Origin of the sequence: Streptomyces subrutilus, from assembly GCF_008704535.1 — a bacterium.
Lineage (GTDB): Bacteria > Actinomycetota > Actinomycetes > Streptomycetales > Streptomycetaceae > Streptomyces > Streptomyces subrutilus.
Map to the genome: position 1 here is coordinate 1,268,987 of NZ_CP023701.1, position 26,315 is coordinate 1,295,301.

Annotated in this window: 24 protein-coding genes and 1 pseudogene; 9 read left to right on the plus strand and 16 right to left on the minus strand. The window is 74.8% G+C overall.

What is annotated here, in order from left to right:
* Window positions 1–5 precede the first annotated feature (5 nt).
* Window positions 6–599, plus strand: a complete 594-nt coding sequence (locus tag CP968_RS05445) for a hypothetical protein (RefSeq protein WP_150516904.1) — start codon at window positions 6–8, stop codon at window positions 597–599.
* Window positions 600–754: 155 nt separating this feature from the next.
* Here the strand turns inward: CP968_RS05445 and CP968_RS05450 are convergent, their stop codons facing one another.
* Window positions 755–1,255, minus strand: a complete 501-nt coding sequence (locus CP968_RS05450) for a hypothetical protein (RefSeq protein WP_150516906.1) — start codon at window positions 1,253–1,255, stop codon at window positions 755–757.
* A gap of 363 nt (window positions 1,256–1,618) precedes the next feature.
* Here CP968_RS05450 and CP968_RS05455 point away from each other — a divergent pair, with 363 nt between their 5' ends.
* The gene (locus CP968_RS05455; RefSeq protein ID WP_150516907.1) at window positions 1,619–2,281 is read left to right on the plus strand and encodes a class F sortase; all 663 of its coding nucleotides are present in this window, start codon (window positions 1,619–1,621) and stop codon (window positions 2,279–2,281) included.
* A 46-nt stretch (window positions 2,282–2,327) separates the two neighbouring features.
* Here CP968_RS05455 and CP968_RS05460 read toward each other — a convergent pair whose 3' ends face one another.
* On the minus strand, window positions 2,328–3,227 hold the full coding sequence (locus tag CP968_RS05460; protein ID WP_150516908.1) for a polysaccharide deacetylase family protein: 900 nt from the start codon (window positions 3,225–3,227) through the stop codon (window positions 2,328–2,330).
* 136 nt (window positions 3,228–3,363) lie between these two features.
* Window positions 3,364–6,666, minus strand: coding sequence for a bifunctional lysylphosphatidylglycerol synthetase/lysine--tRNA ligase LysX (gene lysX, locus CP968_RS05465; protein WP_150516909.1), 3,303 nt, complete (start codon window positions 6,664–6,666; stop codon window positions 3,364–3,366).
* Between the two features lie 59 nt (window positions 6,667–6,725).
* On the opposite strand from lysX, the gene CP968_RS05470 reads away from it, so the two are divergent.
* A complete protein-coding gene (locus tag CP968_RS05470) occupies window positions 6,726–7,187 on the plus strand; it encodes a universal stress protein (protein WP_150516910.1) in 462 nt (153 codons plus the stop codon).
* Window positions 7,188–7,248: 61 nt separating this feature from the next.
* On the opposite strand, the gene CP968_RS05475 is transcribed toward CP968_RS05470, so the two are convergent.
* The gene (locus tag CP968_RS05475; protein ID WP_150516911.1) at window positions 7,249–8,442 is read right to left on the minus strand and encodes a CapA family protein; all 1,194 of its coding nucleotides are present in this window, start codon (window positions 8,440–8,442) and stop codon (window positions 7,249–7,251) included.
* Between the two features lie 302 nt (window positions 8,443–8,744).
* Between CP968_RS05475 and CP968_RS05480 the strand changes: the two genes are divergently transcribed.
* On the plus strand, window positions 8,745–9,302 hold the full coding sequence (locus tag CP968_RS05480; RefSeq protein WP_150516912.1) for a sigma-70 family RNA polymerase sigma factor: 558 nt from the start codon (window positions 8,745–8,747) through the stop codon (window positions 9,300–9,302).
* Between the two features lie 215 nt (window positions 9,303–9,517).
* The gene (locus CP968_RS05485) at window positions 9,518–9,982 is read left to right on the plus strand and encodes a hypothetical protein (protein ID WP_167536914.1); all 465 of its coding nucleotides are present in this window, start codon (window positions 9,518–9,520) and stop codon (window positions 9,980–9,982) included.
* Window positions 9,983–10,031: 49 nt separating this feature from the next.
* Here CP968_RS05485 and CP968_RS05490 read toward each other — a convergent pair whose 3' ends face one another.
* From CP968_RS05490 to CP968_RS05505, 4 genes are all read right to left on the minus strand, one after another.
* Window positions 10,032–10,433, minus strand: a complete 402-nt coding sequence (locus CP968_RS05490; protein ID WP_150516914.1) for a hypothetical protein — start codon at window positions 10,431–10,433, stop codon at window positions 10,032–10,034.
* A 26-nt stretch (window positions 10,434–10,459) separates the two neighbouring features.
* Window positions 10,460–11,320: an Fpg/Nei family DNA glycosylase gene (locus CP968_RS05495; RefSeq protein ID WP_150516915.1), complete on the minus strand. Its 861-nt coding sequence runs from the start codon at window positions 11,318–11,320 to the stop codon at window positions 10,460–10,462.
* A gap of 174 nt (window positions 11,321–11,494) precedes the next feature.
* Window positions 11,495–13,522: a SpoIIE family protein phosphatase gene (locus tag CP968_RS05500; RefSeq protein ID WP_150521739.1), complete on the minus strand. Its 2,028-nt coding sequence runs from the start codon at window positions 13,520–13,522 to the stop codon at window positions 11,495–11,497.
* 43 nt (window positions 13,523–13,565) lie between these two features.
* Window positions 13,566–14,864 (minus strand): DUF6777 domain-containing protein, encoded by a 1,299-nt coding sequence (locus CP968_RS05505; protein WP_150516916.1) that lies wholly within the window; start codon window positions 14,862–14,864, stop codon window positions 13,566–13,568.
* Between the two features lie 188 nt (window positions 14,865–15,052).
* Between CP968_RS05505 and CP968_RS05510 the strand changes: the two genes are divergently transcribed.
* Window positions 15,053–16,507 carry a lipase maturation factor family protein gene (locus CP968_RS05510; RefSeq protein ID WP_150516917.1) on the plus strand — a complete coding sequence of 485 codons (1,455 nt, stop codon included), beginning with the start codon at window positions 15,053–15,055 and terminating at the stop codon, window positions 16,505–16,507.
* Here the strand turns inward: CP968_RS05510 and CP968_RS05515 are convergent.
* Both CP968_RS05515 and CP968_RS34015 read right to left on the minus strand, forming a co-directional pair.
* The gene (locus tag CP968_RS05515) at window positions 16,493–17,476 is read right to left on the minus strand and encodes an NAD-dependent epimerase/dehydratase family protein (RefSeq protein WP_150516918.1); all 984 of its coding nucleotides are present in this window, start codon (window positions 17,474–17,476) and stop codon (window positions 16,493–16,495) included. The two genes, CP968_RS05510 and CP968_RS05515, sit on opposite strands and share 15 nt — an antisense overlap.
* A 202-nt stretch (window positions 17,477–17,678) precedes the next feature.
* Window positions 17,679–17,852 (minus strand): hypothetical protein, encoded by a 174-nt coding sequence (locus tag CP968_RS34015; protein WP_167536714.1) that lies wholly within the window; start codon window positions 17,850–17,852, stop codon window positions 17,679–17,681.
* 296 nt (window positions 17,853–18,148) lie between these two features.
* Here CP968_RS34015 and CP968_RS05520 point away from each other — a divergent pair, with 296 nt between their 5' ends.
* Window positions 18,149–18,691, plus strand: coding sequence for a metal-dependent phosphohydrolase (locus CP968_RS05520; protein WP_341873728.1), 543 nt, complete (start codon window positions 18,149–18,151; stop codon window positions 18,689–18,691).
* A gap of 89 nt (window positions 18,692–18,780) precedes the next feature.
* Here the strand turns inward: CP968_RS05520 and CP968_RS05525 are convergent, their stop codons facing one another.
* On the minus strand, window positions 18,781–20,256 hold the full coding sequence (locus tag CP968_RS05525; RefSeq protein WP_150516919.1) for an SDR family NAD(P)-dependent oxidoreductase: 1,476 nt from the start codon (window positions 20,254–20,256) through the stop codon (window positions 18,781–18,783).
* Between the two features lie 247 nt (window positions 20,257–20,503).
* On the opposite strand from CP968_RS05525, the pseudogene CP968_RS05530 reads away from it, so the two are divergent.
* Window positions 20,504–21,334, plus strand: a pseudogene (locus tag CP968_RS05530) (DMT family transporter); the annotation flags it as partial.
* A gap of 48 nt (window positions 21,335–21,382) precedes the next feature.
* Here the strand turns inward: CP968_RS05530 and CP968_RS05535 are convergent.
* Entirely contained in the window at window positions 21,383–22,690 is a 1,308-nt protein-coding gene (locus CP968_RS05535) for a transglycosylase family protein (protein WP_150516920.1), read from the minus strand.
* 183 nt (window positions 22,691–22,873) lie between these two features.
* Between CP968_RS05535 and gndA the strand changes: the two genes are divergently transcribed.
* Window positions 22,874–24,322, plus strand: a complete 1,449-nt coding sequence (gene gndA, locus CP968_RS05540; RefSeq protein ID WP_150516921.1) for an NADP-dependent phosphogluconate dehydrogenase — start codon at window positions 22,874–22,876, stop codon at window positions 24,320–24,322.
* A gap of 82 nt (window positions 24,323–24,404) precedes the next feature.
* Here the strand turns inward: gndA and CP968_RS05545 are convergent, their stop codons facing one another.
* From CP968_RS05545 to CP968_RS05560, 4 genes are all read right to left on the minus strand, one after another.
* Window positions 24,405–24,671, minus strand: a complete 267-nt coding sequence (locus tag CP968_RS05545) for a hypothetical protein (RefSeq protein ID WP_150516922.1) — start codon at window positions 24,669–24,671, stop codon at window positions 24,405–24,407.
* Window positions 24,672–24,834: 163 nt separating this feature from the next.
* Window positions 24,835–25,254: an aspartate 1-decarboxylase gene (gene panD / locus CP968_RS05550; protein WP_150516923.1), complete on the minus strand. Its 420-nt coding sequence runs from the start codon at window positions 25,252–25,254 to the stop codon at window positions 24,835–24,837.
* 64 nt (window positions 25,255–25,318) lie between these two features.
* Complete coding sequence (locus CP968_RS05555; protein ID WP_150516924.1) at window positions 25,319–26,041, minus strand: 4'-phosphopantetheinyl transferase family protein; 723 nt, start codon at window positions 26,039–26,041, stop codon at window positions 25,319–25,321.
* A gap of 10 nt (window positions 26,042–26,051) precedes the next feature.
* Window positions 26,052–26,306, minus strand: a complete 255-nt coding sequence (locus CP968_RS05560; protein WP_150516925.1) for an acyl carrier protein — start codon at window positions 26,304–26,306, stop codon at window positions 26,052–26,054.
* Window positions 26,307–26,315: the final 9 nt, after the last annotated feature.

Sequence of the window (26,315 nt, forward strand, 5' to 3'; positions counted from 1 at the left end):
CACCCATGGGTGCGATACGTACCTCCGCCACAGCCCTGCTGAGCGCCGGCGCCACGGGCGCGGTCCTCGCGCTCGGCGCCTTCGGCGTGCCCGCCGCGAGTGCGGCGGAGGCGGCGCCCGTCACGTCGTTCGGCTTCAGCCTCACGCCGTCCACGGTCGCCCCGGGCGGCCAGGTGGTGGTCGCGGTCACCGGCTGCGCCTCCGCCTTCGCGACGGTCTCCTCCGGTGTCTTCGACACCGTCAGCATCGCGCGCGGCCAGACCGCGCGGGTCACCGTGGACCGGGACGCCCGGCGCGGGGCCCGGTACTCCGTCACCTTCACCTGCAACGGCGAGAACGGTTCGGCCGATCTGACCATCGCCGGCGGTACGACCGCGCCCACCACCAGTTCCACCACGGGGGCCCGAACCGGAGTCACCGGGGTCACCGGGGTCACTCCCGGCTCGGCCCTGGGTGTCCGCGGCGGGCTCGGCGGCAGTGTGGCCGGGCTGGACCCGGTGGAGCTCGGCGTGGGCGCCGCGCTCTTCCTCGCCGCTGCCGGCGGCGCCGTGTACGCGGTGCGCCGCCGGGGCGCCGGGCGCCCCCGCGGTAGCCACTGAGGCCGTCCGCCGGGCCCGTCCCGCGGTGCCGACGCACGGGTCGACGCGGACCACGCCGACCACGGAGACCGCCGGTCGCCGCGGGTCCCGGGCGGGACCCGCGGCGACCGGCGGTCGGGGGCGGCCCCCCGGGCCCGACCGGGGAGGCCGGCCCGTCAGACCCGGCCGCCGAGCGGGCGGCGACGGCGCATCAGGTGGACGCCCGCGCCCAGGGCCGCGGCGCCGACGAGGCCCACGCCCATCGCGGTCTCGGCGGTGGACGGGCCGATGGAGCCGCCGATGCCGCCCTGGGAGGGCCGGCCCTCCAGGATGGTGAAGCGGTGGGTGGCCACCAGGCTGCTGTCGTTGCACTTGACGGACAGCGTGTGGTGGCCCGGAGAGGCGTGGTTGAAGACCCGGACGGTGGCGAACCCGATCGAACCGGCGGACAGGTTGGCCGGCGGAAAGTTGCCGTGCGAGGTGACGGTACCGCCGTGTCCACAGCCCGACGCGCTCACCTGCATCGTGGAGCCCTGGTGCACGGAGTACGGGTTCACCGAGATGTTGCTCGGGCCGCCACCCCCGCCCTGAGGCGGGTTCGCAGAGGCGAACGGGGCACTGAGAGCGATGGCGGCACAGGCCGTCGCCGCCACGGTCAGAGCGCGGAAAGCACGCATGGTGGAACCTCCAGCGGGAAGCGCCCCGGAGCGTCGGCCCCGGATGATCGACGAGAACGCCTCCCACACGAACCCTCCGATCCGCCCGCAACCTCCGCACGTCCACCTTTGGGCCGCCCGGTTGACCGACACGCCGACGAGCGGGACGTCCGGCTGACGGATCCGCAGGTCACGACCCGTCAGTCATTTATGTGACGATTACCTGGATGGGCGCACCCCTTCCGGCCCCCTCCGGCGTGCGCCACCCGTTCGCACCTCCCCCCTCGCCGTCCCGCCGGACCGGCCTTAGCGTGCGTGAAGTAGGGCGTACGGGGGCGGGAACGGGATCGCGGGTCGGGACCCCCGCGTCGGGAAGGGAGAACGATGGGCGAGGACGAGACCGGGCAGTCACGCAAACGCTCACCGTGGGGCGTGCTCGCCCTGGTCATGCTCACCGGCCTCGCGATGGTGCGGAACGGTGTGAACATCGACGACGGGCCGCCGCAGCCCACCGCGGCCTCGGCCGTCGCGGTGACGGCCGGCCGGGTGCCGGTGAATCCGCCGACCCCACCCGCGGACATGGAGGAACTGGAACACTCCTCGGTGCAGCGCATCCGGATCCCCACGATCAACGTGGACGCACCGGTGATGACGGTCGGGCTGGACGCGGAGGGCTGGATCGACGCGCCGCCGCCGCAGGACCGCAACCTGGCGGGCTGGTACCTCAACGGCATCTCGCCGGGCCAGCGGGGTTCGGCGGTGGTCGTGGGCCACGTGGACAACGCGCAGGGTCCGGCGGTCTTCTACGGGCTGGGTTCCGTCAAGCCCGGCAGCCAGATCGAGGTGGAGCGCTACGACGGGCGCACGGCGGTCTTCGAGGTCTACGGCGTGGAGGTGTTCTCCAAGGACGCCTTCCCCGGAGCGCGGGTGTACGGCGACACCGGTCACGCGGAGCTCCGGGTGATCACGTGCGGCGGCGGCTACTCGAAGTCCCGCGGCTACGAGGGCAACGTGGTCGTCTTCGCCCGGATGGTCGAGGCCCGCTGACGGCGGGGCCCGCGCGGAAGCCCGCGCCCCGCCGGGGAGCACCTCCTCAGCGGGGCTGCGGTGCGGGCAGGGTCGGGAGCGTCATCCGGTAGCCGCGTGCGAGGAGTTGGGGCAGGTACGCCTGGAGGGCCCGCACGCTCTGGGAGCGGTCGCCGCCCGCGTCGTGGTTGAGGACGATCACGCCGGGCGCGGCGCCCTTGAGGACGCGCGAGACGATCGCGGTCGTGCCCGGCTCGGTCCAGTCGAGGCTGTCCACCGTCCAGGCCAGCGGCTCCATGCCGAGCTCGGCCCCGATCTCGAAGGCGGCCCGGTTCCAGGCGCCGTACGGGGCGCGGAACCACGTGGGCGCCTCGCCCACGGTCTGCTGGACGACGTCGCTGGTGCGGCCGATCTCGGAGACGAGGGCGGGGCGGCTCAGTTTGGGGATCTGGGGGTGCGTCCAGGTGTGGTTGCCGATGACGTGCCCCTCGGCGACCATGCGGCGCAGCAGGTCGCGGTTCTCGTCGGCCATCTCCCCGCAGACGAAGAAGACGGCGCGCACCCCGTACCGGGCGAGGGTGTCGAGGATGCCGGGGGTGTAGCGGGGGTCCGGGCCGTCGTCGAAGGTGAGGAGCATGGCGTCGGTGGGGCCGGTGCCCGGCGGGAGTTCGAGGATGGGGCGGGTGCGGACCGCCGGTTTCACGACGGGTGGGCGGGCGGGTGCCTCGGCGGTCATGGGGGTCAGCCGGTACGACTTCTCGGGCAGCCCGCGGGCGACGGTGCCGGGGGCGCCGGCCGCTGGGTCGGCACCCGGTCCGGCGGCGGGGCCGGTGGAGCCCGGGCCGCCCGGCGCGCCGGGGGCGTCCTCGCCGGCCCTGGTGACCAGGCCGGCGGCGGCCGCGACTCCGAGGAAGACGGCGGAGCGCAGGAGCAGGCGCCGCCCTACTGTCGGCTCGTCATTTTTCATTATTACTACGTATCAACGACACCGCCGCAGATGTCGAGAGGCGCGGACACGCCCCGTCGCGGTCACCCGCACGGACCAGGGGTCGCACCCGGTGCCGGCCGCGCCGCACCCGGTGTCGGGCCCGCCGCACCGGGTTTCAGCCGCGCCGCACCAGCGGGAAGGGCAGCGTCTCGCGGATCGTCAGCCCGGTCAGGAACATCACGAGGCGGTCCACGCCGATCCCCAGGCCGCCCGTCGGCGGCATCGCGTACTCCAGGGCGTCGAGGAAGTCCTCGTCGAGTTCCATCGCCTCCGGGTCGCCGCCCGCCGCGAGCAGGGACTGGGCGGTGAGGCGGCGGCGCTGTTCGACGGGGTCGGTCAGCTCCGAGTAGGCGGTGCCCAGTTCGGTGCCGAAGGCCACGAGGTCCCAGCGCTCGGCGAGCCGCGGGTCGCGGCGGTGCTGGCGGGTGAGCGGGGAGACCTCGGTCGGGAAGTCCTTGTAGAAGGTGGGCGGCCCGGTCCGTTCCTCGACCAGCCGCTCGTACATCTCCAGGACCACGTCGCCGCGCGTGTTCTCGGGGGTGTGCGGGACCCCGGCCCGGTCGCACAGCCTGCGCAGGGCGTGTTCGGGGGTGTCGGCGTCGACCTCCTCGCCGAGGGCCTCGCCGATCGCCCCGTACACCGTCTTCACCGGCCAGGCGCCGGAGATGTCGTGGACGGCGAGCCTGCCGTCCGGCCCGGCCCTGTGGGCGACGGGCGAGCCGTACGCGGCGGTGGCGGCGCCCTGGATCAGCTCGCGGGTGAGGTCGAGCATGACGTCGTAGTCGGCGAAGGCCTGGTACGCCTCCAACATCGTGAACTCGGGGTTGTGCTTGTAGGAGACGCCCTCGTTGCGGAAGGTCCGGCCCATCTCGAAGACCTTCTCCATGCCGCCGACGCACAGCCGCTTGAGGTACAGCTCGGGGGCGATGCGCAGGTACAGGTCGAGGTCGTAGGCGTTGATGTGGGTGCGGAAGGGCCGGGCGTTGGCGCCGCCGTGGATCTGCTGGAGCATCGGGGTCTCGACCTCCAGGTAGCCGCGCTCCAGCAGCCCCTGGCGCAGGGCCTGCACGGCGGCCGACCGGGCCCGCACGACGTCCCGGGCCGCGGGGCTGGCGACGAGGTCGAGGTAGCGGCGCCGGACGCGGGCCTCCGGGTCGGCGAGGCCCTTGCGCTTGTCGGGCAGGGGGCGCAGGCACTTGCCGGTGAGCTGCCAGGTCCGGACGACGAGCGACGGTTCGCCGGTCCTGCTGGCGCCGGGCTCGCCGGTCGCGACCACGTGGTCGCCGAAGTCGACCTGGGAGGTGAAGGAGGCCAGCGCGTCCGCGCCGGACTCGTCGCGGGTGAACATCAGCTGGACGTCCCCGGACCAGTCCCGCAGGACGGCGAAGACCACGCCGCCGAGGTCGCGCACGAGCATCACGCGTCCGGCGAGGGTGGCCCGCCCGCCGGTGCGGCTGCCCGGCGGGTGGACCGGGTGGGCGGCCTTCAGCTCGGCCGCGGTGTGGGTGCGCCGCGGGATGCCGACGGGGTAGGGGTCGGTACCGGCGGCCCGGATCCGCTCCAGCTTGTCGTGGCGTACGCGGACCTGCTCGGGCAGGCGTTCGGCCGTGCGGGTCCGCCCCTCCTCGCCGACGGCGTCGAGGTTCATGGAGGCGATGGAGGGCAGGCCCTCGGTGGTGGCGGGGTTGGTGAGGCCCTTGGGGTGGCCCTTGCCCCACAGGGTGCGCAGGCTGGGGACCGAGACGAAGCCCTCGGCGATGCCGGAGGCGAGGCTGACCCGGGCGAGGGAGCCGGCGTCCTGGTAGCAGAGGAAGCGCGGGTACCACTCGGGGCCGTATTTGACGTTCGAGCGGTACAGGGCCTCCAGCTGCCACCAGCGGGAGAAGAACAGCAGCAGTTTGCGCCACAGCTTGAGGACGGGGCCGGCGCCGATCCGGCCGCCCTCCTCGAAGGCGGAGCGGAAGACGGCGAAGTTGAGGGAGATCCGGCGCACGCCGAGGGACGGGGCGGCGGCACAGAGCTCGGCGACCATGAACTCCATGACCCCGTTGGGCGCGGCGCGGTCGCGGCGCATCAGGTCCAGGGAGATGCCGTCCTTGCCCCAGGGGACGAAGGAGAGCAGGGCGATCAGCTCGTCCTCGTCGTCGAAGGCCTCGACGAGCAGGCAGTCGCCGTCGGCGGCGTCGCCGAGCCGGTCCAGGGCCATGGAGAAGCCCCGCTCGGTCTCGGTGTCGCGCCAGCTGTCGGCCCGGTCCACGATCATCTGCATCTCGTCCTCGGAGAGGGCGGAGTGCCGGCGGATGACGGTGGTGGCCCCGGTGCGGCGGACCCGGTTGACGGCCTGGCGGGTGACGCGCATCTCGCGGCCGTCGAGGTCGAAGCGGGCGACGTGCAGGATGGCCTCGTCACCGAGCTGGAGGGCGCCGAGGCCGGAGCGGGCGTAGGCGGTGGCCCCGTCCTCGGAGGCCCCCATGACGGCGGGCTGCCAGCCGTATCGGCCGGCGAGGGCGAGCCAGGCGTCGATGGCGGGGGTCCAGGCGGCTGGGTCTCCCACCGGGTCGCCGCTGGCGAGGCAGACGCCGGCCTCGACGCGGTAGGTGACGGCGGCCTTGCCGTTCGGGGCGAAGACGACGGCCTTGTCACGGCGGGTGGCGAAGTAGCCGAGGGAGTCGGCCCGGCCGTAGGCGCCGAGGAGCGCGCGGATGCGGGGTTCCTCGTCCCCGTGCAGGGCGGCGGTGAGCCGCTGGGAGCGGAAGAGGGTGGCGGCGGCGTTCAGCAGGGCGAGGGCGCCGAAGAGGCCGAGCAGGAAGTAGAGGGGGCGGGGCGGGCGGCCTTCGAACTGGCGGGCGGAGAAGAGGCCGCCGAAGACCTGCTTGGCGGCCCAGTCCAGCCATTGCCCCCTGGGCAGGGTCCCCGGGAAGAGGGCGACGAGGCCCCAGCCGACGAGGACGGCGGCGAGCAGTCCGAGGCCGAGCACGAGCAGGGCGCGCCACAGGGCTCCGGGGCGGGAGGCGGCGTAGAACTCGGCGCGGGCGGCGATCAGCAGGACGAGTGCGGCGACCGCGATGGCCATGGAGGGGATGCCGGTCCCGTACTCGTCGGCGGCCATGTCCACGACGTCGTTGAGGATCAGCAGGGCCAGGTAGGTGACGACGATCCACCAGGCGACCTTCTTGCGGGCGCCGAGGGCCGCGGCGAGGAGGAAGAGGAAGACGGCGTAGGCGAGGTTGGCGCTGACCGGGACGACGATGACGTCGAGGAAGCGCACGACGGGCCGCAGCAGCCGCCGCAGGCCCGGGGAGAGCGACAGCAGCGCGCAGAGCAGACCGAGGGTGGCGAAGAACGCCCCGAACCCGTCCGGCACCCGGTTCAGGAAGCGGCTGCGGGTCCCTCGCGTCTGCTGCACGGTGCCACTCATGGTTCGCACTGTAGGGAGGGCGAGCCCGGTCCGCGCGGTGAGCCGGATAGCCTCCGGGGGTGACTGAGCACGTGAACACGGGATTCGAACGCGGAACCGACGGGCCGAAGGTGATCCTCGCGGGGGTCGACGGGTCGGACTCCTCGCTGCGGGCGGCCGCCTACGCCGCCGGGCTGGCCCGCCGGCAGAACGCGCTGCTGGCGTTGGTGTACGTCCAGCCGGTGCTGCCGGCCGGGGCCTCTCTGGGCGCGCCGGTGGCCGACACCACCGGAGAGGTCGCGGAGGGGCTGGTGGCCGAGATCCGGGAGTCGGCGGAGCGGCTCAAGGGCGTCTACGACGTGCGCTGGCAGTTCCACACGTTCCGCGGCGACCCGTACGCGGGCCTGGTGAGCGCGGCGGAGGAGCTGACGGCGGACGCGGTGGTGGTCGGCGCCTCGGAGCAGGCCGGCCATCGCATCGTGGGCTCGGTGGCGATCCGGCTGGTGAAGGCGGGCCGCTGGCCGGTGACCGTCGTCCCGTAGGCCGCCCTCCCGGCTCCCTCCGCTGGCGTCCCGGCCCGGGCCGCGATCCGAAGGCGACGCCCTAGCGGCCCTCGGTGAGGCCGTCCTTGGCCGCGCCCCGGCCGAGGACGGCCTCGGAGACGGTGTCCCGTGCGTCCTCGTAGTCCTCGCGGCCCGGGTGTTCGGCGAGGCTCGCGGGCAGGTTGACGACCCTGCCGCCCGGCAGGTCCATCATCTGCGGCACGAACTCGGCCTTGACCACCTGCCAGCGCGCGCCCGGCGCGGCGGGCGGGGCGAAGGTGAAGCGGCCGATCGAACCGTAGTTGCCGCGCATGTCCCGGGCGCCGGAGGGGTTGAACATCTCCCCGGCCACCTGGTCGCCCATGCCGTAGACGACCCAGGTCCCGTTGACCTTCTCGTAGGCCTGCGGGACGTGCGCGTGGGTGCCCAGGATCATGTCGATGTCCGGGCGGCCGCCGGTCTGCGAGGCGGTGAGCTCCTTGCCGAGCGTCAGCTGCGTCTCGTCGGGCTCGGTCTGCCACTCGGTGCCCCAGTGCAGGCTGACCAGGACCACGTCGGCGCCCGCCTTCCGGGCCGCCCGCGCGTCCTTGACGATGGTCTCCCGGTCCATCAGGTTGACGGCCCAGGGCTGGCCGTCGGGCAGCGGGTAGCCGTTGGTGTCGTAGGTGTACGCGAGGTGGGCGACCTTGGCGGAGCCCGCCGTGTACGTCGTCGTCGTCGCCGTCGCCGCCTCGGTGGCGGTGCGGGCGGAGCCGGCGTGCTTCAGGCCGGCCTTGTCGAAACGGTCCAGCGTGCGGCGGACGCCGTCGGCGCCGTCGTCCAGGGTGTGGTTCGAGGCGGTGGAGCAGCCGTCGTACCCGGCGTCCTTGAGCCCGTCGGCGACGGCGGGCGGCGAGACGAAGGCCGGGTAGCCGCTGAACGGGCCGTCCTCCTCCCCGTAGATCGTCTCCATGTGGCACAGGGCCAGGTCGGCGGCCGAGACCAACGGCTTGACCTGGGAGAACATGGGCCGGAAGTCGTAGCCGTCGCCGTCCGCGTCGCGGGCGGCCTGCCGGATGACCGAGGTGTGGGGCAGGACGTCGCCGCTGGCGACCAGGGTGAACCCCTTGGCCGCGGCCGGTCCGGCGGCGCCGGTCGGCGCGGAGGCGCCGGAGAGGCGGGCCGGTGCGGGGCCCGGGGCGGCCGAGCAGCCTGCCGCGGCGGACAGCAGGACGGCCGACAGGAGGGCGGCCGCGTGCCGGGTGCGCTTGGTCATCAGTCCCAGCTCTCGTTCGGTATGACTATCCGATCACCTGCAATCCATAGAAAGTGACGCCCCAAGTCAAGGAACGGATCCGTCCGCTCGCGGCCGCTCACTCCGATGGCCGCCACGGCCGGGCCGTGGGCGCCGTTCGCCGCGCCGTTCGACCGTTCACCGTCCGGCGCGGCCGCCCACCGGACCGCCGGGGTGGTTGGGCGCACCGCACGGGCCGGACGGTTCCCGGGTGGCCCGGTGCAGGTCAGGGTGGATTTCGCCGCCCCGTTCAGGGCCCCGCACACCCCCGGAAGGAGCCCCCCGTGCCGCTCTCCCCCACCCTCCGGCGCACGCACCCCGAAGCGCTGGCCGCGCTCCAGCGCGACCACGGGCGGGCCCTGTTCGGCTTCCTGCTCGCTCTCACCGCCGGGGACGCCCAGCGTGCCGAGGACCTCGTCCAGGAGACCCTGGTACGGGTCTGGCAGCACCCCGAGGCCCTCGCGAGCGGTCACGAGTCCCTGCGGCCCTGGCTCTTCACGGTCGCCCGGCGGCTCGCCATCGACGCGCGCCGGGCCCGGCTGTCGCGGCCGCGGGAGGTGGCCCCGGAGGAGCTGGAGCAGGCGCCGTCCCCCGTGGACGCGGTGGCCGGCTCGGTCACCGCGATCGATGTCCGGCGGGCCGTGGGCTCCCTCGGCGCGGAGCACCGCGAGGTGCTGCTCCAGGTGTACTTCCGGGACCGCTCGGTCGCCGAGGCCGCCGCCGAACTGGGCATTCCGGCCGGCACCGTCAAGTCCCGCACGCACTACGCCCTGCGCGCGCTGCGCGCGGACCTCCAGGGATACGGGTACGGCCTGGGCGCGCGAGGGCGGTCCGCCGTGTGAAGAACGGACCGGAACGCCCCGCAACCCTTGCGGATCGGCCGCAAAGCACGTCGAATTCGACATCAGACCGTTCAAGTTGAGCAAACATCCCCCGCACCTCGACCGGCAGGGGGAAGGCTCAGGGCTGACGGCGGGACGCTCGACGCGCGGGAGAAGGTGGAACGGTGCAGCCCGAGGGCACGAACGGCATCGGCGGGGGCGGGCTGGCGGTGCCCATGGCCTGGCTCTACGCCGAGTACATCGCGGACGAACTGCTGCGCACGGGACGGCTGATCCCCGTCAGCACGCTGGAGTTCCGGGCCGGCCGCGACACGCTCGCGCTGACGATCTACCTGTCGGACGCGGCCGGGGAGCTCTCGGGGATCCGGGTGGTCTCGCAGCTCGACGAGTGGATGTCGCTGACGGCCTACGGCCACCCGTGGCGGGACTGGGTGCACACCCGGTTCCTCGCGCTCGGGGAGCACGCCCGGGAGCTCGGCCGCGGCGAGGACCCGGACCTCGAACTGGCCCGGGCGGCCTGGCGCTGGCTGGACGGCACCGAGCTGTTCGCCACCAACCTCGACCCCGGCCGCCACGAGCCCGCGGACACCCCCGCGGGCCTGGACGAGAACGCCCGGGTGTGGACCCCGGCCTGGCAACTGGGGCTTCCACTGGGCCACTTGGCGATGCACCTGTTCTGACGGCCCGGTCCGCCGGCCCCGGGCGCTCGAGCCCGGGCGCCCGCACGGCCTACCGCCGGCGGTGCGCCGCCGGAGCCTCCGCCGGGTCCGTCACCAGGCCGGTGAAATCGGCCTCGTTGCGCTCGGCCCGGGTGACGTACCAGCGGGCGATCAGCCACATCACCGGATACGCCAGCAGTCCGAGCACCGCCCACACCAGCGGTCCGGACGCGACCCGCGGCAGCAGGAACAGCAGGGGCAGCGCCCCCACGAGCAGCGCGAGCGCGGCCAACGCGGCCGAGGCGGCCCGCAGCTGACTGCGCATCAGTGCTCGTACGTAGGTCGCGCCGAGGCTGGTGTGCTCGGAGATCTCCGAGCGGGCCGGGGTGTGCGCGGGCGCCCTGCGGCGCACCGCCCGGGGCACCCCGGTGACGATCTCGCGCCGCGGCGCCGGCGGCTGGTCCTCGGCCATGGTGCCGCAGTCTATGCGGCGCCCCGCTATTTGAGGAGGCGGGAGAGCCGCCGGTCGGCGAGGGCCTTGCCGCCCGTCTGGCAGGTGGGGCAGTACTGGAGCGAGGAGTCCGCGAAGGACACCGAGCGGACGGTGTCCCCGCAGACGGGGCAGGGTTCGCCGGCCCGTCCGTGCACCCGCAGCGCGCTCTTCTTCTCGGCCTTGAGCGCGCCGGCGGCCACCCCGTGGGCGCGGGCGACCGCCTCGCCCAGGGTGTCCAGCACGGCCCGGTGCAGCCGGGCCGCCTGCTGCGCGTCGAAGGACGAGGCCAGTTTGAACGGCGAGACCTTCGCCCGGTGCAGGATCTCGTCGCTGTACGCGTTGCCGATGCCGGCGATGACGCTCTGGTCCCGCAGCACGCCCTTGATCTGCCGCCGCTCCCCTGCGAGCAGCGCGGTGAAGGCCTCCCGGTCGAAGGACCCGGCGAGCGGGTCCGGGCCGAGCCGCGCGATGCCCGGCACCTCCCGGGGGTCGCGCACGACGTACACCGCGAGCCGCTTCTGGGTTCCGGCCTCGGTGAGGTCGAAGCCGCCGCCGCCTTCGAGCGCGACGCGCAGCGCGAGCGGCCCCTTGCCGGGGCGCGGGGGCTGCGCGGGCAGGGTTTCGCGCCAGTGCAGCCAGCCGGCCCGGGCCAGGTGGGTGACGAGGTGGAGCTCGCCGATCCGCAGGTCCAGGAACTTCCCGTGGCGGGTGGTGGGGCCGGCCGTCCGCCCTTCGAGCGCGGACGGCGGCGGGTCGTACGTCTTCAGCACGCTCACGGCCAGCGGGAGGACGCGCTCCACCACCCGCCCGGTGAGGTGCGCGTCGAGGAACTCCCGCAGGGCCTCGACCTCGGGCAGCTCGGGCATGCCTCCAGCCTGCGGCCGCCGCGGCCGAACCGCGAGCCGGACCCGCCGGGCGGCCGCACCCTCCCGCCGCCGACGCACCGGCCGCCGACCCGCCCGTCCGGCCCCCGGCCCCCGTCCGCCGACGCCGGCACGGACGCGGAGGCGGAGGCGGAGGCGGAGGCGGACACGAACGCGTCAGGCCACCACGAACTCGCACCAGACGCACTTGCCGCTCCCCCGCGACTCCACCCCCCACACGTCCGCCAGCCGGTCCACCAGCATCAGGCCCCGTCCCGAGACCCCCGCCTCGCCCGCTTCCCGGCGCCGGGGCAGGGCGCTGGAGCGGTCCTCCACCTCCACCCGCAGCCGCCGCTGCGGGCCCTGCAGGACCCGCAGGGTGACGATCGCCGGGCCGTCCGTGTGCATCAGGGCGTTGACGATCAGCTCGTCCGCGACCAGCTCGATCTCGTCCGTGCGTTCCCGCGCGCCCCACGCCCGGACCGCCGTCCCGATCATGTGGCGGGCCGCCACCAGTGCCTCCGGGTCGCCGGGCGCGACGTGCTGCTGGAGCCGGCCGCCGCCCTGCGGTGCGTCCGCGATCTCGCGGCGCAGCAGCAGCAGCGCCATGTCGTCGTCCCCGCCGCGTTCGTCGACGACCCCGCACAGCAGGTCCGCCAGCGGCCCCAGCTCCGCCGGACCGCCGCGGATCAGCGAGCCGAGCAGCTCGATGCCGTCGTCGAGGTCCGCGCCGGGCTGTTCCACCAGCCCGTCCGTGCACAGCAGGAGCGTTTCCCCCGGGTCCAGTTCCACCGTGGTCACCGGGTACTCCAGCCGGCCGAACTCCGCCGACAGGCCCAGCGGCATCCCGCCGCTCACGCGCACCCGGCGGCAGTCGCCGTCCCGGCTGCGGATCAGCGGGTCGATGTGCCCGGCCCGGACGAGCTGGAGCACGCCGGTCGAGAGGTCGGCCTCGACGTAGGTGCAGGTGGCGAAGCGCTCGGTGTCGAGCTCGTGCAGGAAGACCGAGGCCCGGGCCATCACCGTGGCCGGCGCGTGCCCTTCGGCGGCGTAGGCCCGCAGTACGATCCGCAGCTGGCCCATCACGGCGGCGGCGTGCGTGTCGTGGCCCTGGACGTCGCCGATGACCGCCCCGACGCGTCCGCCCGGCAGCGGGACGACGTCGTACCAGTCGCCGCCGATGTCCTGGCCCATGCGGGCGGAGCGGTAGCGGACCTCGATCTCGGCGCCGGGGACCGAGGGGATGCGGCGGGGCAGCATGGCCTGCTGGAGGCCCTCCGCGAGGTCGTGCTCCTGCTCCAGCAGCATGGCCCGTTGCAGGCTCTGGGCGATGCTGCTGCCGAGCGCGACCAGCAGGTTGCGCTCCTCCTGGGCGAAGCCGTCCTTGTCCTGGTAGAGCAGTCCGAGGGCGCCGATGGGGCGGGCCTGGGCGATCAGCGGCAGGTAGGCGGCGGCCGAGACCCGCATGTAGGAGATCTTGGACCAGAGGTCGGGGTAGGCCCCGGCGAACTCCTCGGCCGATTCGATGAAGAGCGGCTGGAGCGAGCGGACGACCTCGCTCATCGGGTACTGCTCGTCGATGCGCGTGTAGCGGGTGCCGGGGACGAAGCTCTCCGCCGGGCCCTCGGCGACGAGGTGGATGCGGCCGGCCTCGACGAGGCCCATCACCATGCCCATCGAGCCGAGGCGTTCGAGGCCGTGCGCGTCGCCCAGGGCGTCGATGACGTCCCTGACCGTCCGGGCGTGGGCGAGCGCGGCGGTGGTGCTCTCGACCACGGACGTCTGGCGGCGCCGTTCCTCGTCGAGGCCGAGCCGTTCCGCCGAGTGGCTGAGCTCCTCGGTGGCGTCCCGGACGATGCCGATGATGCGGAACGGGCGCCCGTCGGGGCCGCGCATGACCCGGCCCTGGGTGTGCGTCCAGCGCAGGGTCCCGTCGCGGCAGCGGATGCGGAAGTAGGCGCCGTAGTTGCGGACCTCGCTCTTGAGGGCGTTGGAGACCAGGGCGTCGAGCCGGGTGGCCTCGGCGGGCGGGACGCGGGGGGCGAGGGATGCGGGCCGGCCGTCGTAGTCGCCGGGGTCCGTGTCGAGGACGTCGAGGGCCGCCTCGTCCAGGTGCATCAGTCCGGTGACGAGGTCCCAGTCGAAGCTGCCCATGCGGTTGAGCTGGAGCGAGCGGTCCGGGTGTGCGGGCCAGTCGTCCGGCATCGATACGGTGGTCGGCACCGGTCCACCATGACACACGGGCCGGTCAGGCGCTCTCCAGCGAGTGGCCCGGGTCCGCGGGCGTACGGGGCTCGTCGGGCACGGCGTACGGGTCCGCGTACGGGTCGTTCGGGTCGGGGCTCGGGGCGTACGGATCGGCGTACGGATCGCTCGGCTGCGGGGTCGCGCCGTCGGGGTCCGGGGACGTCTGCGGGTCGGCCGGCACCGACGGCGTGCCCTCCGGTGCCGTGTCGGACGGGGCCTCGGAGGGCGTGTCGTACGGGGCCTGCGAGGACGGCTCCCCCGGGCGGGACGGCGGCCGCTGCTGCGGGCTGTCCGGCGGGGTGGGGACCTTCGGGGCGGTTTCGGTGCTGCCGGTCGGCGGGCAGTCGGTCGTTCCGGGCGCGGGCACGTCCTGCGGGACGCCGGCGCCGCCGCCGGGGGTGGGGGGCGCGGTGCGGGCGAGGCCGTTCGCGACGGGGCTCGGGCAGGGGTCGCCGGGCCTACTGGGCGTCACGGGCCCGTCGGGGATGCCCTCGGCGGGGTCGAAGGGCGGCGGTACGGCCGGAGTGCGGTCCTGGGCGCCGTCGTCGCCGGTCTTCCGCTCGATCCAGGTGTTGTCGGCGATGTTGACGATCACCAGGTTGTCGATCTCCTGGATGGTGGGCTCGATGACGACGACCTGGTTGCGCTGGTAGCCGTCCCACGGCTCGCCCTTGTCCACCGGTGAGCCCTTGGGGGCGCGCGGCGCCAGCAGCGGGTTTCCGCAGGCGCAGCGGACGCGGGGCATGCCGTGCCCGTCGACCAGGACGGCGGTCCCGGCCTGGAGGACGGACTGGAAGCTCTCGCCGCGGCCGTCGCGGAAGCCGTGGCTGGTGACCCGGGTGTCGGCGCGCAGCACGACGGGGGTGAGGCCGCGCAGGAAGTCCGGGATCTTCTCCTGTGCGATGCCGGAGGCCTGGGCGAAGGCGCGGGCCTTGGCGTCGTCGGCGGTGAGGAAGCCGACCTGCTGTTCGACGTCGCAGCTGCCGAGGCGCTGGGTGCCGCCGTACAGGCCGGGGGTGGCCGCGTTGACGGTACGGATGCCCTGCCCGGTCGGGTTGGGCAGCGGGGGCTGCACCGGGGCGGATTCGCGGGTGGCGGAGGAGGCAGTGAAGGGGTCCGGGCCCGCGGCGACGACGGGCTGGAGGTGGACCTCCTGGCTCTCGGCGCCGGCGGCGGCCGGGGGCGCGTCGGAGCCGCCGCAGCCGGCGGCGAGGAGGCCGAGGACCGCGAAGAGGGCGGCGCCGGCGGTTGCGTGACGACGCGGCGCCTGACGAGGTGTCGGAGGTGTCGGTGCGTGCACGTGTGTCTCCCTTGTCGCCCCGGTTGCTCCCTCTTGTCTGCCGCATCGGCGGCGGGGCCGCAACCGGAGCGGCGCCGCCCGGGTACGGGCGCGGCGCGGCCGGAGTACCGCGCCCGGAGTACCGCGCCGGCGGCCCGGGCCCGGTGGCGCCCGGGCGTGCCGGGGCGGGCGGGCCGATACTGGAGGCGATGGACTGGTTCACCGCGCCCGGCTACTGGCTGGGCCGGCTGGTCTTCCAGCGGGCCCTCGCCGGGGTCTACCTGTTCGCCTTCGTCGGGGCCGCCCTGCAGTTCCGGGCCCTGATCGGGGAACGGGGCATGCTGCCCGTGCCGCGGTACGTGCGGCGCGTGCCCTTCCGGCGCGCCCCGAGCCTGTTCGGGCTGCGCTACTCGGACCGGCTGTTCGCCGGCTCCGCGTGGACCGGCGCCGCGCTCGCCGGGGCGCTGGCCGCGGGGGCCGGGGACGCGATGCCGACGGGGGCGGCGATGGGGCTGTGGGCGGTGGTGTGGGCGCTGTACCTGTCGATCGTGAACGTGGGGCAGACCTGGTACGCCTTCGGCTGGGAGTCGCTGCTGCTGGAGGCGGGCTTCCTCGCCGTCTTCCTGGGCAACGCCCGGACCGGGCCGCCCGTGCTGGTGCTGTGGCTGCTGCGCTGGCTGCTGTTCCGGGTGGAGTTCGGGGCCGGGCTGATCAAGATGCGCGGGGACCCCTGCTGGCGGAAGCTGACCTGCCTGTACTTCCACCACGAGACGCAGCCGATGCCGGGACCGCTGAGCTGGTTCTTCCACCACCTCCCGAAGCCGCTGCACCGGGTGGAGTGCGCGGCCGGCCACTTCACCCAGCTGTGCGTTCCGGTCCTGCTGTTCGCCCCGCAGCCGGTGGCCTCGTACGCGGCCGGTGCGATCGTCGCGACGCAGCTGTGGCTGGTCCTGTCGGGGAACTTCGCCTGGCTGAACTGGCTGACGGTCGCGCTCGCCCTGTCCGCCGTGGACTTCACCGGGCTCGCGGGCGCTCCGCCGGCCGCCGCCTCGCGGCCGCCCCCGGTGTGGTTCGCGGTGGCGGTCTGCGCGGTGACGGTGCTGGTGCTCGTGCTGAGCCGGCACCCCGTGCGGAACATGCTCTCCCGCCGCCAGGCCATGAACCGCTCGTTCGACCCGCTCCACCTGGTGAACACCTACGGGGCCTTCGGCTCCGTGGGCCGCGCGCGCGAGGAGGTGGTGGTGGAGGGGACCGCCGATCCGGTGCCGCGCCCGGACGGGGCGTGGCGGGAGTACGGGTTCAGGGGCAAGCCGGGGCGGCCGGGCCGGCTGCCGCGCCAGTTCGCCCCGTACCACCTGCGGCTCGACTGGCTGATGTGGTTCGCCGCCCTGTCCCCCGGCTACGCCCGCGACTGGTTCGGGCCGTTCGTGGAGCGGCTGCTGGCGGGCGACCGGGACACGCTGCGGCTACTGGGCGACAATCCGTTCCCGGACGCCCCGCCCGTGTACGTGCGGGCACGGGTGTACCGCTACCGGTTCACCACCTGGCGGGAGCTGCGCGCGACGGGTGACTGGTGGCACCGCACCCCGGTGCGCGCCTACCTCCCGCCCACCCGGCTCGCGGGCGCCGCGCCGGGCGGCCCGGCGCGGTCAGAGCCCGAGTAGCGCGGCCTCCCGGGCCGGGTCGAGGCCCTTGGCCGACCGGTCGGGGCGCAGCGGGGGCGGTCCGTCCAGGCTTCGGAGCCACGCCCAGGTGTCGGCCACGGTCTCCTCGACCGGCCGGCAGCGCAGGCCCGCCGCGAGGGCCTTGGACACGTCGCCGCGGTGCATGAAGTCGTGGCCCTCGCCGGGCGGTGTCCAGACCGGCAGGTCGGTCCAGGGCTCTATGCCGGCCGCCTCGATCGCCGCCGGATCGGTCCAGCGGAGTTCGGCGCGACCGCCGGTGGCCGCGGCGCAGGCCTCCAGGAAGCTGCCCATGGTGGCGTGTCCGGACGGGGAGACCACGTTGTGCGCGCCGCCGCGGCCGGCGGCCGAGGCGTCCAGGGTCCAGCGGGCGAGGTCCCGCACGTCGACGTACTGGATCGGGAGGTCGCGGGGGCCGGGGGCCGCCACGGGGCCGCCGCGCGCGCTCCGCTCCAGCCACCAGGGGAGGCGGCCGACGTTCTCGTACGGGCCCAGGACCAGCCCGGCGCGCACCAGCAGGGCGCGGTCGCCGAACGCGTCGAGGGCGGCCAGCTCGCCGCCCCGCTTGTCCGCGGCGTAGTCGGTGGCCTGCGCGTCGGGCGAGCCGTCGACCACCGGCCAGTCCTCGTCGTGCCCGGCGGGGGCCGGGTAGGCGTAGACGGAGCAGCTGGAGACGTAGGCGTAGTGCCCGGCCCGGTCGCGGAGCAGGCGGGCGGTGTCGCGGACGGCGGCGGGGGCGCCGCTCCAGGTGTCGACGACGAGGTCCCACTCCCCCTCGGCGAGCGCGTCCAGACCGCCGGGGGCGGTGCGGTCCCCGTGCGCGGCGGCCGCGCCGGGCGGCGGCGCGTGCCGCCCGCGGTGGAAGACGGTCACGTCCCAACCCCGGGCGAGGGCGTCCTCGGTGACGGCGCGTCCGACGAATTCGGTGCCGCCGAGCATCAGCAGTTTCATGCGGTCCAGCGTGCCCGGGCGGGTCGGGGTCGGGGAAGCCGTGATCGCTCTCGGCGATGACGCCGACGGCGTAGGCCCCACGGGAACTCCCGGGTCCCGCCGGACGATCGGCGGTCCCCGGTCCGCGGGGCACCGTGCGGGCGGAGGACGGAGCGGCGCCCCCGGCGCGGGTTCGCGCGGGGGGCGTTCGCTGCGGTACCGGCTAGTCGATGCCGCGCAGGATGTGGGATTCCGCCGGATCGTCCTCGTAGCCCGCCAGTTGGACGGGGGCGGACAGGGCCCAGACTTCGAGGTTCTTGAGCTCGCCGGTGCGGGTGGTGGCCCGCCAACCCGTACGCTCCAGGACCATCGGTTCGGGCTTCGTGATGTCAGTCACCGCGCACTCCTTTGTGTCGCGTTACCCGGCATGCGGACCGCGCGCCGGGCAGGGATCAAGGGTTTCCGGACGCGGTGGCGCCTTGGTGGAGCGCGGCCCGGGTGGGGGCCGACTTGTTGTCCCTCAGGGTACACATATGAGCGCACCCCCGCTCGATGGAAAGGCAAAATCCGCTCCGTCCGCTCGTTTTCGCCCCGAGTTCAGGAAAGTGTGGGCCGATCGGCCCATGACGGATGGTCTGCTCGACGCCGGATGCCGGTGGTACGACGGAGGGAGCGACGGTGGCGAGGTCCGGGGTGCCGGAATTCCCCCTGCCCCGCGTCACTACCGTGCGGGAGCTGATGGACCTCCTGCTCGCCTGTCGCGACGGGGATCCGGTCGGTCTGCTCGATCATGCGCTCCAGACGGCGGCGCTGCTGCGCAGATCCCACCCGTTCGACAAGGAACTCCAGATCGCGGGCCTGGTACACGGTCTGGACCGGCTGCTCCGTCCGGGTGAGGGCGGGCGCCGCTCCGGGCCCGCCGGGGAGGCGGTCGGGGCCCTGCTGGGCGACCGGGTGGCCCGCCTGCTCCGGCTGCACGCCCGGGCCCCCGCCGTCGGCGGCCAGGGCGGCGGGCCGGCCTGTGGGCCGGACGGCGACTCCCGCGTCGGCCGCGGGCCCGGCCCGCGGCAGGGCTCCGACGACGGGCCCGACACCGAGGCGGCGCTGGCTCTGGGCCGGGCGCACGCGGCGGCCGCGGCGGGCGCCCTCGACGCGGGCGTCCTGGAGGACTGGCGGCCGGTACTGGAGCTGGTGGCGGCCGGGGCCTACCGGTCGCCGGAGCACCCGCCGCGCTGACGCTGCGGCCCGCCCGGCCCCGGACGCGCGCGTGCCCTCCCCGGCGGGCCGGGGAGGGCACGGGCGCGGACGCGGACGCGTCGGGGCGGCTACCAGTTGGCGGGGGCGTAGTCCTTCAGGAAGACGCCGAACAGGTCCTCGCCCTCCTCGCCGCGCACGATCGGGTCGTAGACCCGCGCCGCGCCGTCGACCAGGTCGAGCGGGGCGTGGAAGCCCTCCTCGGCCAGCCGCATCTTGTCGGGGTGCGGGCGCTCGTCCGTGATCCAGCCGGTGTCCACGGCCGTCATCAGGATCCGGTCCGTCTGGAACATCTCCTGGGCGCTGGTGCGCGTGAGCATGTTCAGCGCGGCCTTGGCCATGTTGGTGTGCGGGTGGCCCGCGCCCTTGTAGCCGCGGCTGAAGACGCCTTCCATGGCGGAGACGTTGACCACGTACCGGCGGCCGGCCTCGGCCGCCGCCATCGCCGGGCGGAGCCTGCTGATCAGGATGAACGGCGCCGTGGAGTTGCACAGCTGCACTTCGAGGAGCTCGATCGGGTCCACCTCGGACACGGTCTGGATCCAACTGTTGGTGTCGTGCAGGTCGGGGACCAGGCCGCCGGCGTCGATCGCGGTGCCGGCCGCGATCCGCTCCAGCGAGGCCGAGCCGGAGACCAGGGCGAGCTCGGTGATGTCCTGGGCGCTGAGCTTCTCGCCCTTGCCGGTGGGCAGGGCCGCGACCCGGTCGACGGTGCCGCTGCCGAAGGTGCCGATGACCTCGGAGGCGGGCAGCTCACCGGCCGGGAGCGGGGCGTTCTCGGCGGCGACGAGCTCGCTGTAGGCGCCCGGGGAGCGGCGCACCGTCTGCGCGGCGTTGTTGATGAGGATGTCGAGCGGGCCCTCGGCGGCCACCGAGTCGGCGAGCGCGACGACCTGGGCCGGGTCGCGCAGGTCGATGCCGACGATCTTCAGTCGGTGCAGCCACTCGGAGCTGTCGGGCATGGCCTTGAAGCGGCGGATCGCGTCGCTCGGGAAGCGGGTGGTGAGGGTGGTGTGCGCGCCGTCGCGCAGCAGCCGCAGCGCGATGTACATGCCGATCTTGGCGCGGCCGCCGGTGAGCAGGGCGCGGCGCCCGGTCAGGTCCGTCCGGGCGTCGCGGCGCGCGCGGTTGAAGGCGGCGCAGTCCTGGCAGAGCTGGTGGTAGAACGCGTCGACCTCGACGTAGCGGGTCTTGCAGATGTAGCAGGAGCGCGGGCGCTGCAGGATGCCGGCGATCGGGCCCTTGGTGGCGGCCGTGAGGGCGTTGCCCTGGGTCTCGTCGTCGATGCGCTCGGCGGAACCGGTCGCGGTGGCCTCGGTCACGGCCTTGTCGTTGGCGGTCTTGGCGGCGCGCCGCTCCTGGCGGCGGCGCTGCTTGACCGTGCGGTAGAGGCCGGCGGTGGCGCGGCGCACGGTGACGGCGTCCGGGTGGTCGACGTCCAGCTTGTCCAGCTCGTCGAGCACGGCCAGGCAGAGGGCCAGCCGCTCGGGGTCGATCCCCGGTCCGTACGCGTGCCCCTGGTCCAGGCTGTCTTCGGTCACCGTCATGGCCGCTGCCGTTCCTTGCTCACTCGTCCGCATCCGCCTGCTGCGGAAGTCCCCAAAACGGAAACTGTACGGAGGCCACGCGCCGGGCACCAAACCCGATCTACGGCGCCTCACGCACCGCGACGGCGCCACTACCCGGCGGAGCGTCCGCGCCGACCGCACGTACTCCCGTACTACGCCCGGAGTACGGACCGTGACCGCCCGTGGGCCGAGGAATAGGGGGTACGGGTCGGGCATTGTGGAGTTCATGAGTGCACTGGCCCTGTCGGTCCTGGTCTGCCTGGTGTCGGCCGTCGCGTACGCGGCCGGCGCGATCCTCCAGGAGCGGGTGGCCGAGCGCATCCCGGACCGCCCGTACGCGCCCCTGCGCGTCGGCGGCTGGTGGCTCGCGGTGGCCCTGAACGGCCTGGGGGCCCTGCTGCACGTGGTGGCGCTGGCCTACGGTCCGCTCAGTCTGGTCCAGCCGCTCGGCGCGCTCACCATCGTCTTCGCCCTGCCGATGGCGGCCGTCTTCGCGGGGCGCCGGGCGGGCGCCGCGGCCTGGCGCGGGGCGGTGCTGGCCACCGCGGGCCTGGCCGGGCTGCTGGCCCTGACGGGCGGCGGCGGCCGGGCCGAGCCGTCCCTCGCCCGCGGCGAGGGCGAGCTGCTGCTCGTCGCCACGGGTGCGGCGGTGGCGGTGCTGTTCGTGGCGGCGCACCGCTCGCACCGCGCGGTCCTGCACGGGGTGCTGCTGGCGGCGGCCGCCGGTACGGCCTTCGGGATGGCCTCGGTGTTCACCAAGTCCGTGGCCGACGCCTTCGTCTCGGACCCGGCCGGGATAGCGGGCTCCCTCGGCGGGCTGTGGCCCGGGCTCGCGGCCGTCGCCGCGCTGGCGGCGGCCGGGCTGCTGCTGTCGCAGGCGGCCTACCGGGGCGCGGGGCTGACCGCGCCGCTGGCCACGGTCACCGTGGTCAACCCGGTGGTCGCGGCGACGGTCGGGCTCGCGCTCTTCGGCGAGGGCTTCCGCCACGGCGCCGCGGGCACGGCCGCCGCGGTGGCGTGCGCCGTGCTGGCGGCGGCCGGCCTGGTCCTGCTCACGGCCGCGCCGCCGCACGTGCGCGGGTCGGATGGCGGGGCGGATGCCGGGTCAGATGCGCACCCCGTGGCCCCTGAGGTACTTGAGGGGGTCGATGTCGGTGCCGTAGCCGGGGCCCGTGCGCATCTCGAAGTGCAGGTGGGGACCGCTGCTGTTGCCGGTCGAGCCGGAGCGGCCGATGCGCTGGCCCCCGGACACCTGCTGGCCCGCCTTGACGCCGACGGCCGAGAGGTGGGCGTACTGCGAGTACCGGCCGTCGGAGTGCCGGATGACGACCTGGTAGCCGTACGCCCCGGCCCAGCCGGCGGAGAGGACCTGGCCGGGACCGACGGACTTCACGGTGGTGCCGGTGGCGACGGGGAAGTCGACCCCGGTGTGGTAGCCGCTGGACCAGGAGGAGCCGGCGACCCGGTACGCGGTGCCCAGGCCGGCGTCGACGGGGGCGGAGAACCCGCTCCCGGCCGGCTGCTCCTGCGCTGAGGCCGGCTCCGCGGCGGGCTTCTCCGCGGGCTTGGGCGCGGGCTTCTCGGCGGGCTTCGGCGCGGCCTGCTCGGTCGGCTTCGGCGCGGGTTTCGCCGCGGGCTTCTCGGCCGGCTTCTTCGCGGCCGGCTCCACGGGCTTGACCGGTTCGGCCGTCCGCGGCGGCTTCTCCGGGTTCTGCGCGGGCGGTGCGGCGGTGATCCGCAGGGTGAGCCGCTGCCCGGGGAAGATCAGGTCCGGGTCGCCGCCCACGGTGGCCCGGTTGGTCTCGTACAGCGCCTGCCAGCCGCCTTCGACGCGCTGGCGGGTGGCGATGGCCGAGAGGGAGTCCCCCGCGGCCACCACGTACGGGTTGGCCGCGACCGGGTTTCCGGCCGGGCGGGGCGCGCCGCTCGGCTGCGCCGGGGCCTTGACGCCCTGGCCGCCCTGCGCGTGCGCCTGCGCGGCCTGCTGCTTCGGCGCGGCCGTGGGGGCCTTGGGGACGCCGGCGGGCGCGGGGCCGCTGCGGCTCAGCCCGGCGGACCCGCCGCACTGCGGCCAGGCCTGCGGGCCCTGGCCCCTGAGGACCTTCTCGGCGACCGCGATCTGCTGGTCCCTGGTGGCCAGGTCGGCGCGGGCGGCGTACGCGGTCCCGCCGAAGGCCCGCCAGGTGCTCTGGCTGAACTGGAGTCCGCCGTAGTAGCCGTTGCCGGTGTTGATCTGCCAGTTGCCGGTCGACTCGCAGGCGGCGACCTTGTTCCAGGTGTCCACCGAAGCCCCGTGCGCCGCTCCGGCGCCGACGAGGGGGAGGGCCAGTCCGGCGCCGCCCGCGGTGACGACGAGCGAGGCCCGGTTGATGCTGCTCGGCTGATACCGGCGGTGCCGGCCCCGTACACCCATGGGAGCCCCCATCGAAGACATCAGGAACGGCACAACCTAACGTCACGACACGCGCGTGACAAGGGGCGCAACGGGGGGCGCGCGCAAGGGAATTGACCGCGACTCGACCGTCAGGAGATCTGTGGGCATCTGTGCCGATGTAGCGTCGGCACTCCCCGCACATCGAAGCACGCAGGAGCACTCATGAGCACCAGCACAGCCCAGATCGGCGTGACCGGCCTCGCGGTCATGGGCAGCAACCTCGCCCGCAATTTCGCGCGCAACGGCTTCGCCGTCGCCGTCCACAACCGCACCGCCTCGAAGACCGAGGCCCTGGTGTCGGAATTCGGCCACGAGGGCACCTTCGTGGCGGCCGCCTCCGCGAAGGAGTTCGTCGACGCGCTGGAGCGTCCCCGCCGCCTCGTGATCATGGTGAAGGCGGGTGATCCCACCGACGCCGTCATCCGCGAGTTCGCCCCGCTCCTGGAGGAGGGGGACGTGATCATCGACGGCGGGAACGCGCACTTCGAGGACACCCGGCGCCGCGAGCGGGAGCTGCGCGAGCAGGGCATCCACTTCGTGGGCGTGGGCATCTCGGGCGGCGAGGAGGGCGCCCTGCTCGGGCCGAGCATCATGCCGGGCGGCTCGAAGGAGTCGTACGAGTCCCTCGGACCGCTGCTGGAGAAGATCGCCGCGAAGGCGGCCGACGGCACGCCGTGCACCTCGCACGTGGGTCCCGACGGCGCCGGGCACTTCGTGAAGATGGTGCACAACGGCATCGAGTACGCCGACATGCAGCTGATCGCCGAGGCCTACCACCTGCTGCGCGCGGTCGCCGGCTACTCCCCCGCCCAGATCGCGGACACCTTCCGCACCTGGAACCGGGGTCGGCTGGACTCGTACCTGATCGAGATCACGGCCGAGGTCCTCGCCCACACGGACGCGGCCACCGGCCGGCCGTTCGTCGACGTCGTGGCCGACGCCGCCGAGCAGAAGGGCACCGGCCGCTGGACCGTACAGATCGCGCTGGACCTCGGGGTGCCGGTGTCGGGGATCGCCGAGGCGGTCTTCGCCCGCTCGGTCTCGGGCCACGCCGACCTGCGGGAAGCCGCGCGCGGCCTCGGCGGGCCGGAGCCGACGGCCCTCGCCCCCGCGGAGGCGGAGGCGTTCGCCGCACGGGTCGAGGAGGCGCTGTACGCGTCGAAGATCGTCGCCTACACGCAGGGCTTCCACCAGATCCGGGCCGGCAGCCAGGAGTACGGCTGGGACGTGGACCTGGGGGCCATGGCCTCGCTGTGGCGCGGCGGCTGCATCATCCGGGCCGCGTTCCTCGACCGCATCCTGGCCGCCTACGACGCCGAGCCCGGCCTGGTGAGCCTGCTGGCGGACGCGGACTTCGCGGCGGAGATCGGCGCGGCCCAGGACGGGTGGCGGTCCGTGATCGCGACCGCGGTGACCCAGGGCGTTCCGGTGCCGGCGTTCTCGGCCTCGCTGGCCTACTACGACGCGCTGCGCGCGGAGCGGCTGCCGGCGGCGCTGACCCAGGGCCAGCGGGACTTCTTCGGGGCGCACACCTATCGGCGCACGGACCGCGAGGGCTCGTTCCACACCCTCTGGAGCGGCGACCGCTCGGAGGTCCGCACGGACGGCTGATCCGCTCGCCGGCCGGGGCCCCGCCCCGCACGGGCCGGGGCCCCGGCCGCTGGGGGCGGGCCCGCGGGCCCGCCCCCAGCGGTCAGCCGAGCGGTCCGGGCTGCGGGATCGGCGCGGGTCCCGGCGGCGGCGGGACCGGGTCCGGCTCGGGGACCGGCGCGGGGACGGGCGGCGGTCCGGGGACGGGCGCGGGTCCGGGGGCCGGGGGCCCCGGGACGGGCGGCGCGGGCTGCGGGGTCGGCTCCGGGTCCGGGAACGGGCCGGGACCCGGCGTCGGGTCGGGTCCGGGGACCGGCGGCCGGGGGTCGGCGGGTACGGGCGGCTGGGTCAGTTCGGGTTCTCGCACCATGCGTCCCACCTTCCCCCGATGCCACCGGGTACGCGCTCCGGCCGCAACACGGTCCCGCAGGGCGTCGGAGACCGGGACGTGGACGGCGGAGGTGTGCGGCAGCGTCGGGCGGGAGCCGTCCGCCGGCCGCTCCCCCACCGCCCCGCCCACGCTCCCCGGCCCCTCAGACGGCCACGGCGTGGGGGCTGCGCCGCTGGTCCGTGCCCGGGACCGGGGCGGACGGGTCGGCGCCCAGTTCGACGATCCGGTTGGCGCCGTCGACGTGCACGACGCGCGGCCGGAAGGTCCGCGCCTCCGCGTCGTCGACGGCGGCGTAGCTGATGAGGATGACCAGGTCGCCGGGGTGCACGAGGTGCGCCGCGGCCCCGTTGATCCCGATGACGCCGGAGCCGCGTTCGCCCTCGATGACGTAGGTCTCCAGCCGGGCGCCGTTGGTGATGTCGACGATGTGGACGAGTTCCCCGGGGAGGAGGTCCGCGGCGTCGAGCAGGTCGGCGTCGACGGTCACCGAGCCCACGTAGTGCAGGTCGGCCTGGGTGACCGTGGCCCGGTGGATCTTCGACTTGAACAGGGTGCGCATCATGGAGTAACTCCCGTTTTGTCTGCTCCCTGCCTGCTTATTGCAGGTCAAGGGCGGTCTCCACAGATTACAACCCCACCCGGTCCCGATCGGCTGGACCGGCCCTTTCCGGACCCGCAGCGACGCGTTTGCGACCCTCCGGCGGAGCGGCGGCCGGTGACGGTTCGCGGGTGACGCGGAACACCGCGGCGGGGGCGGCGCTGGCGACCGCCACCACGCCCGCCCGCCCGCGGTCCGTCCACTCCAGCAGCGCCAGGTCGTCCCGGCCCGCCTTCAGCAGGGCTTCCCGGCGGACCCACAGCCGCAGCAGCGCCGCGTCCGGGTCCGGGCCGGCGGCGGCCTCCCGCAGGTCGGCTTCGGGCAGCAGCCGGGCCAAGGCGCCCCGCGGGCCGGGCCGGCGCGTGGCGGGCTCGACGTCCACCCCGACCGGGCCGGGGCCGGCGGCGGCCGCGACGAGGCCGTCGGCATGGCTCAGGCTGATGCCCGTCTCCGGGCTGCCTGGCAGGTAGGGGCGGCCGTGGCCGGACCGCCCGCACTCCGGGCAGAGCTGCGCCGGGGCCGATGCGGCCGGGGTGCGGCCGGTGAACCGGGCGACGCACAGCCGCAGCAGCAGCCGGGCCGCCAGCACGTCGTCGCGGCGGGCCGGCACGCGGATCGCCGCCAGCCGCCGCCGCTCCCAGGGCGCGAGCAGGCCCTCGTGCAGCTCCGGGTGGGCCAGCACCTCGCCGGTGGTCGCCACCACGGCCAGGGCCCCGCGGCCTCCCGGAGCCGGTCCGGGGTCGGCTGTCACGGACGCCGGCTCAGGCCTGGGCCGCGTGGGACGCCAGGCCGGAGCCGCTCAGGAAGCGCTGCCGCACGCGGTCGAGGGTGCGGAAGTCGTCGATGGTGACCTCCTGGAGGTCGATGGTGGTGCCGGAGATCTCCTCCAGCAGGTCCACGAACTCCAGGAAGTCCATGGAGTCGATGAGACGGGCCTCGATGAGGTCCTCGTCGGGCTCGATCGAGCCCTGGAGGCCGGGGTTCTTCTCGTGGAGCCAGGCGGATACGGGGTCCATGGGGGGGGT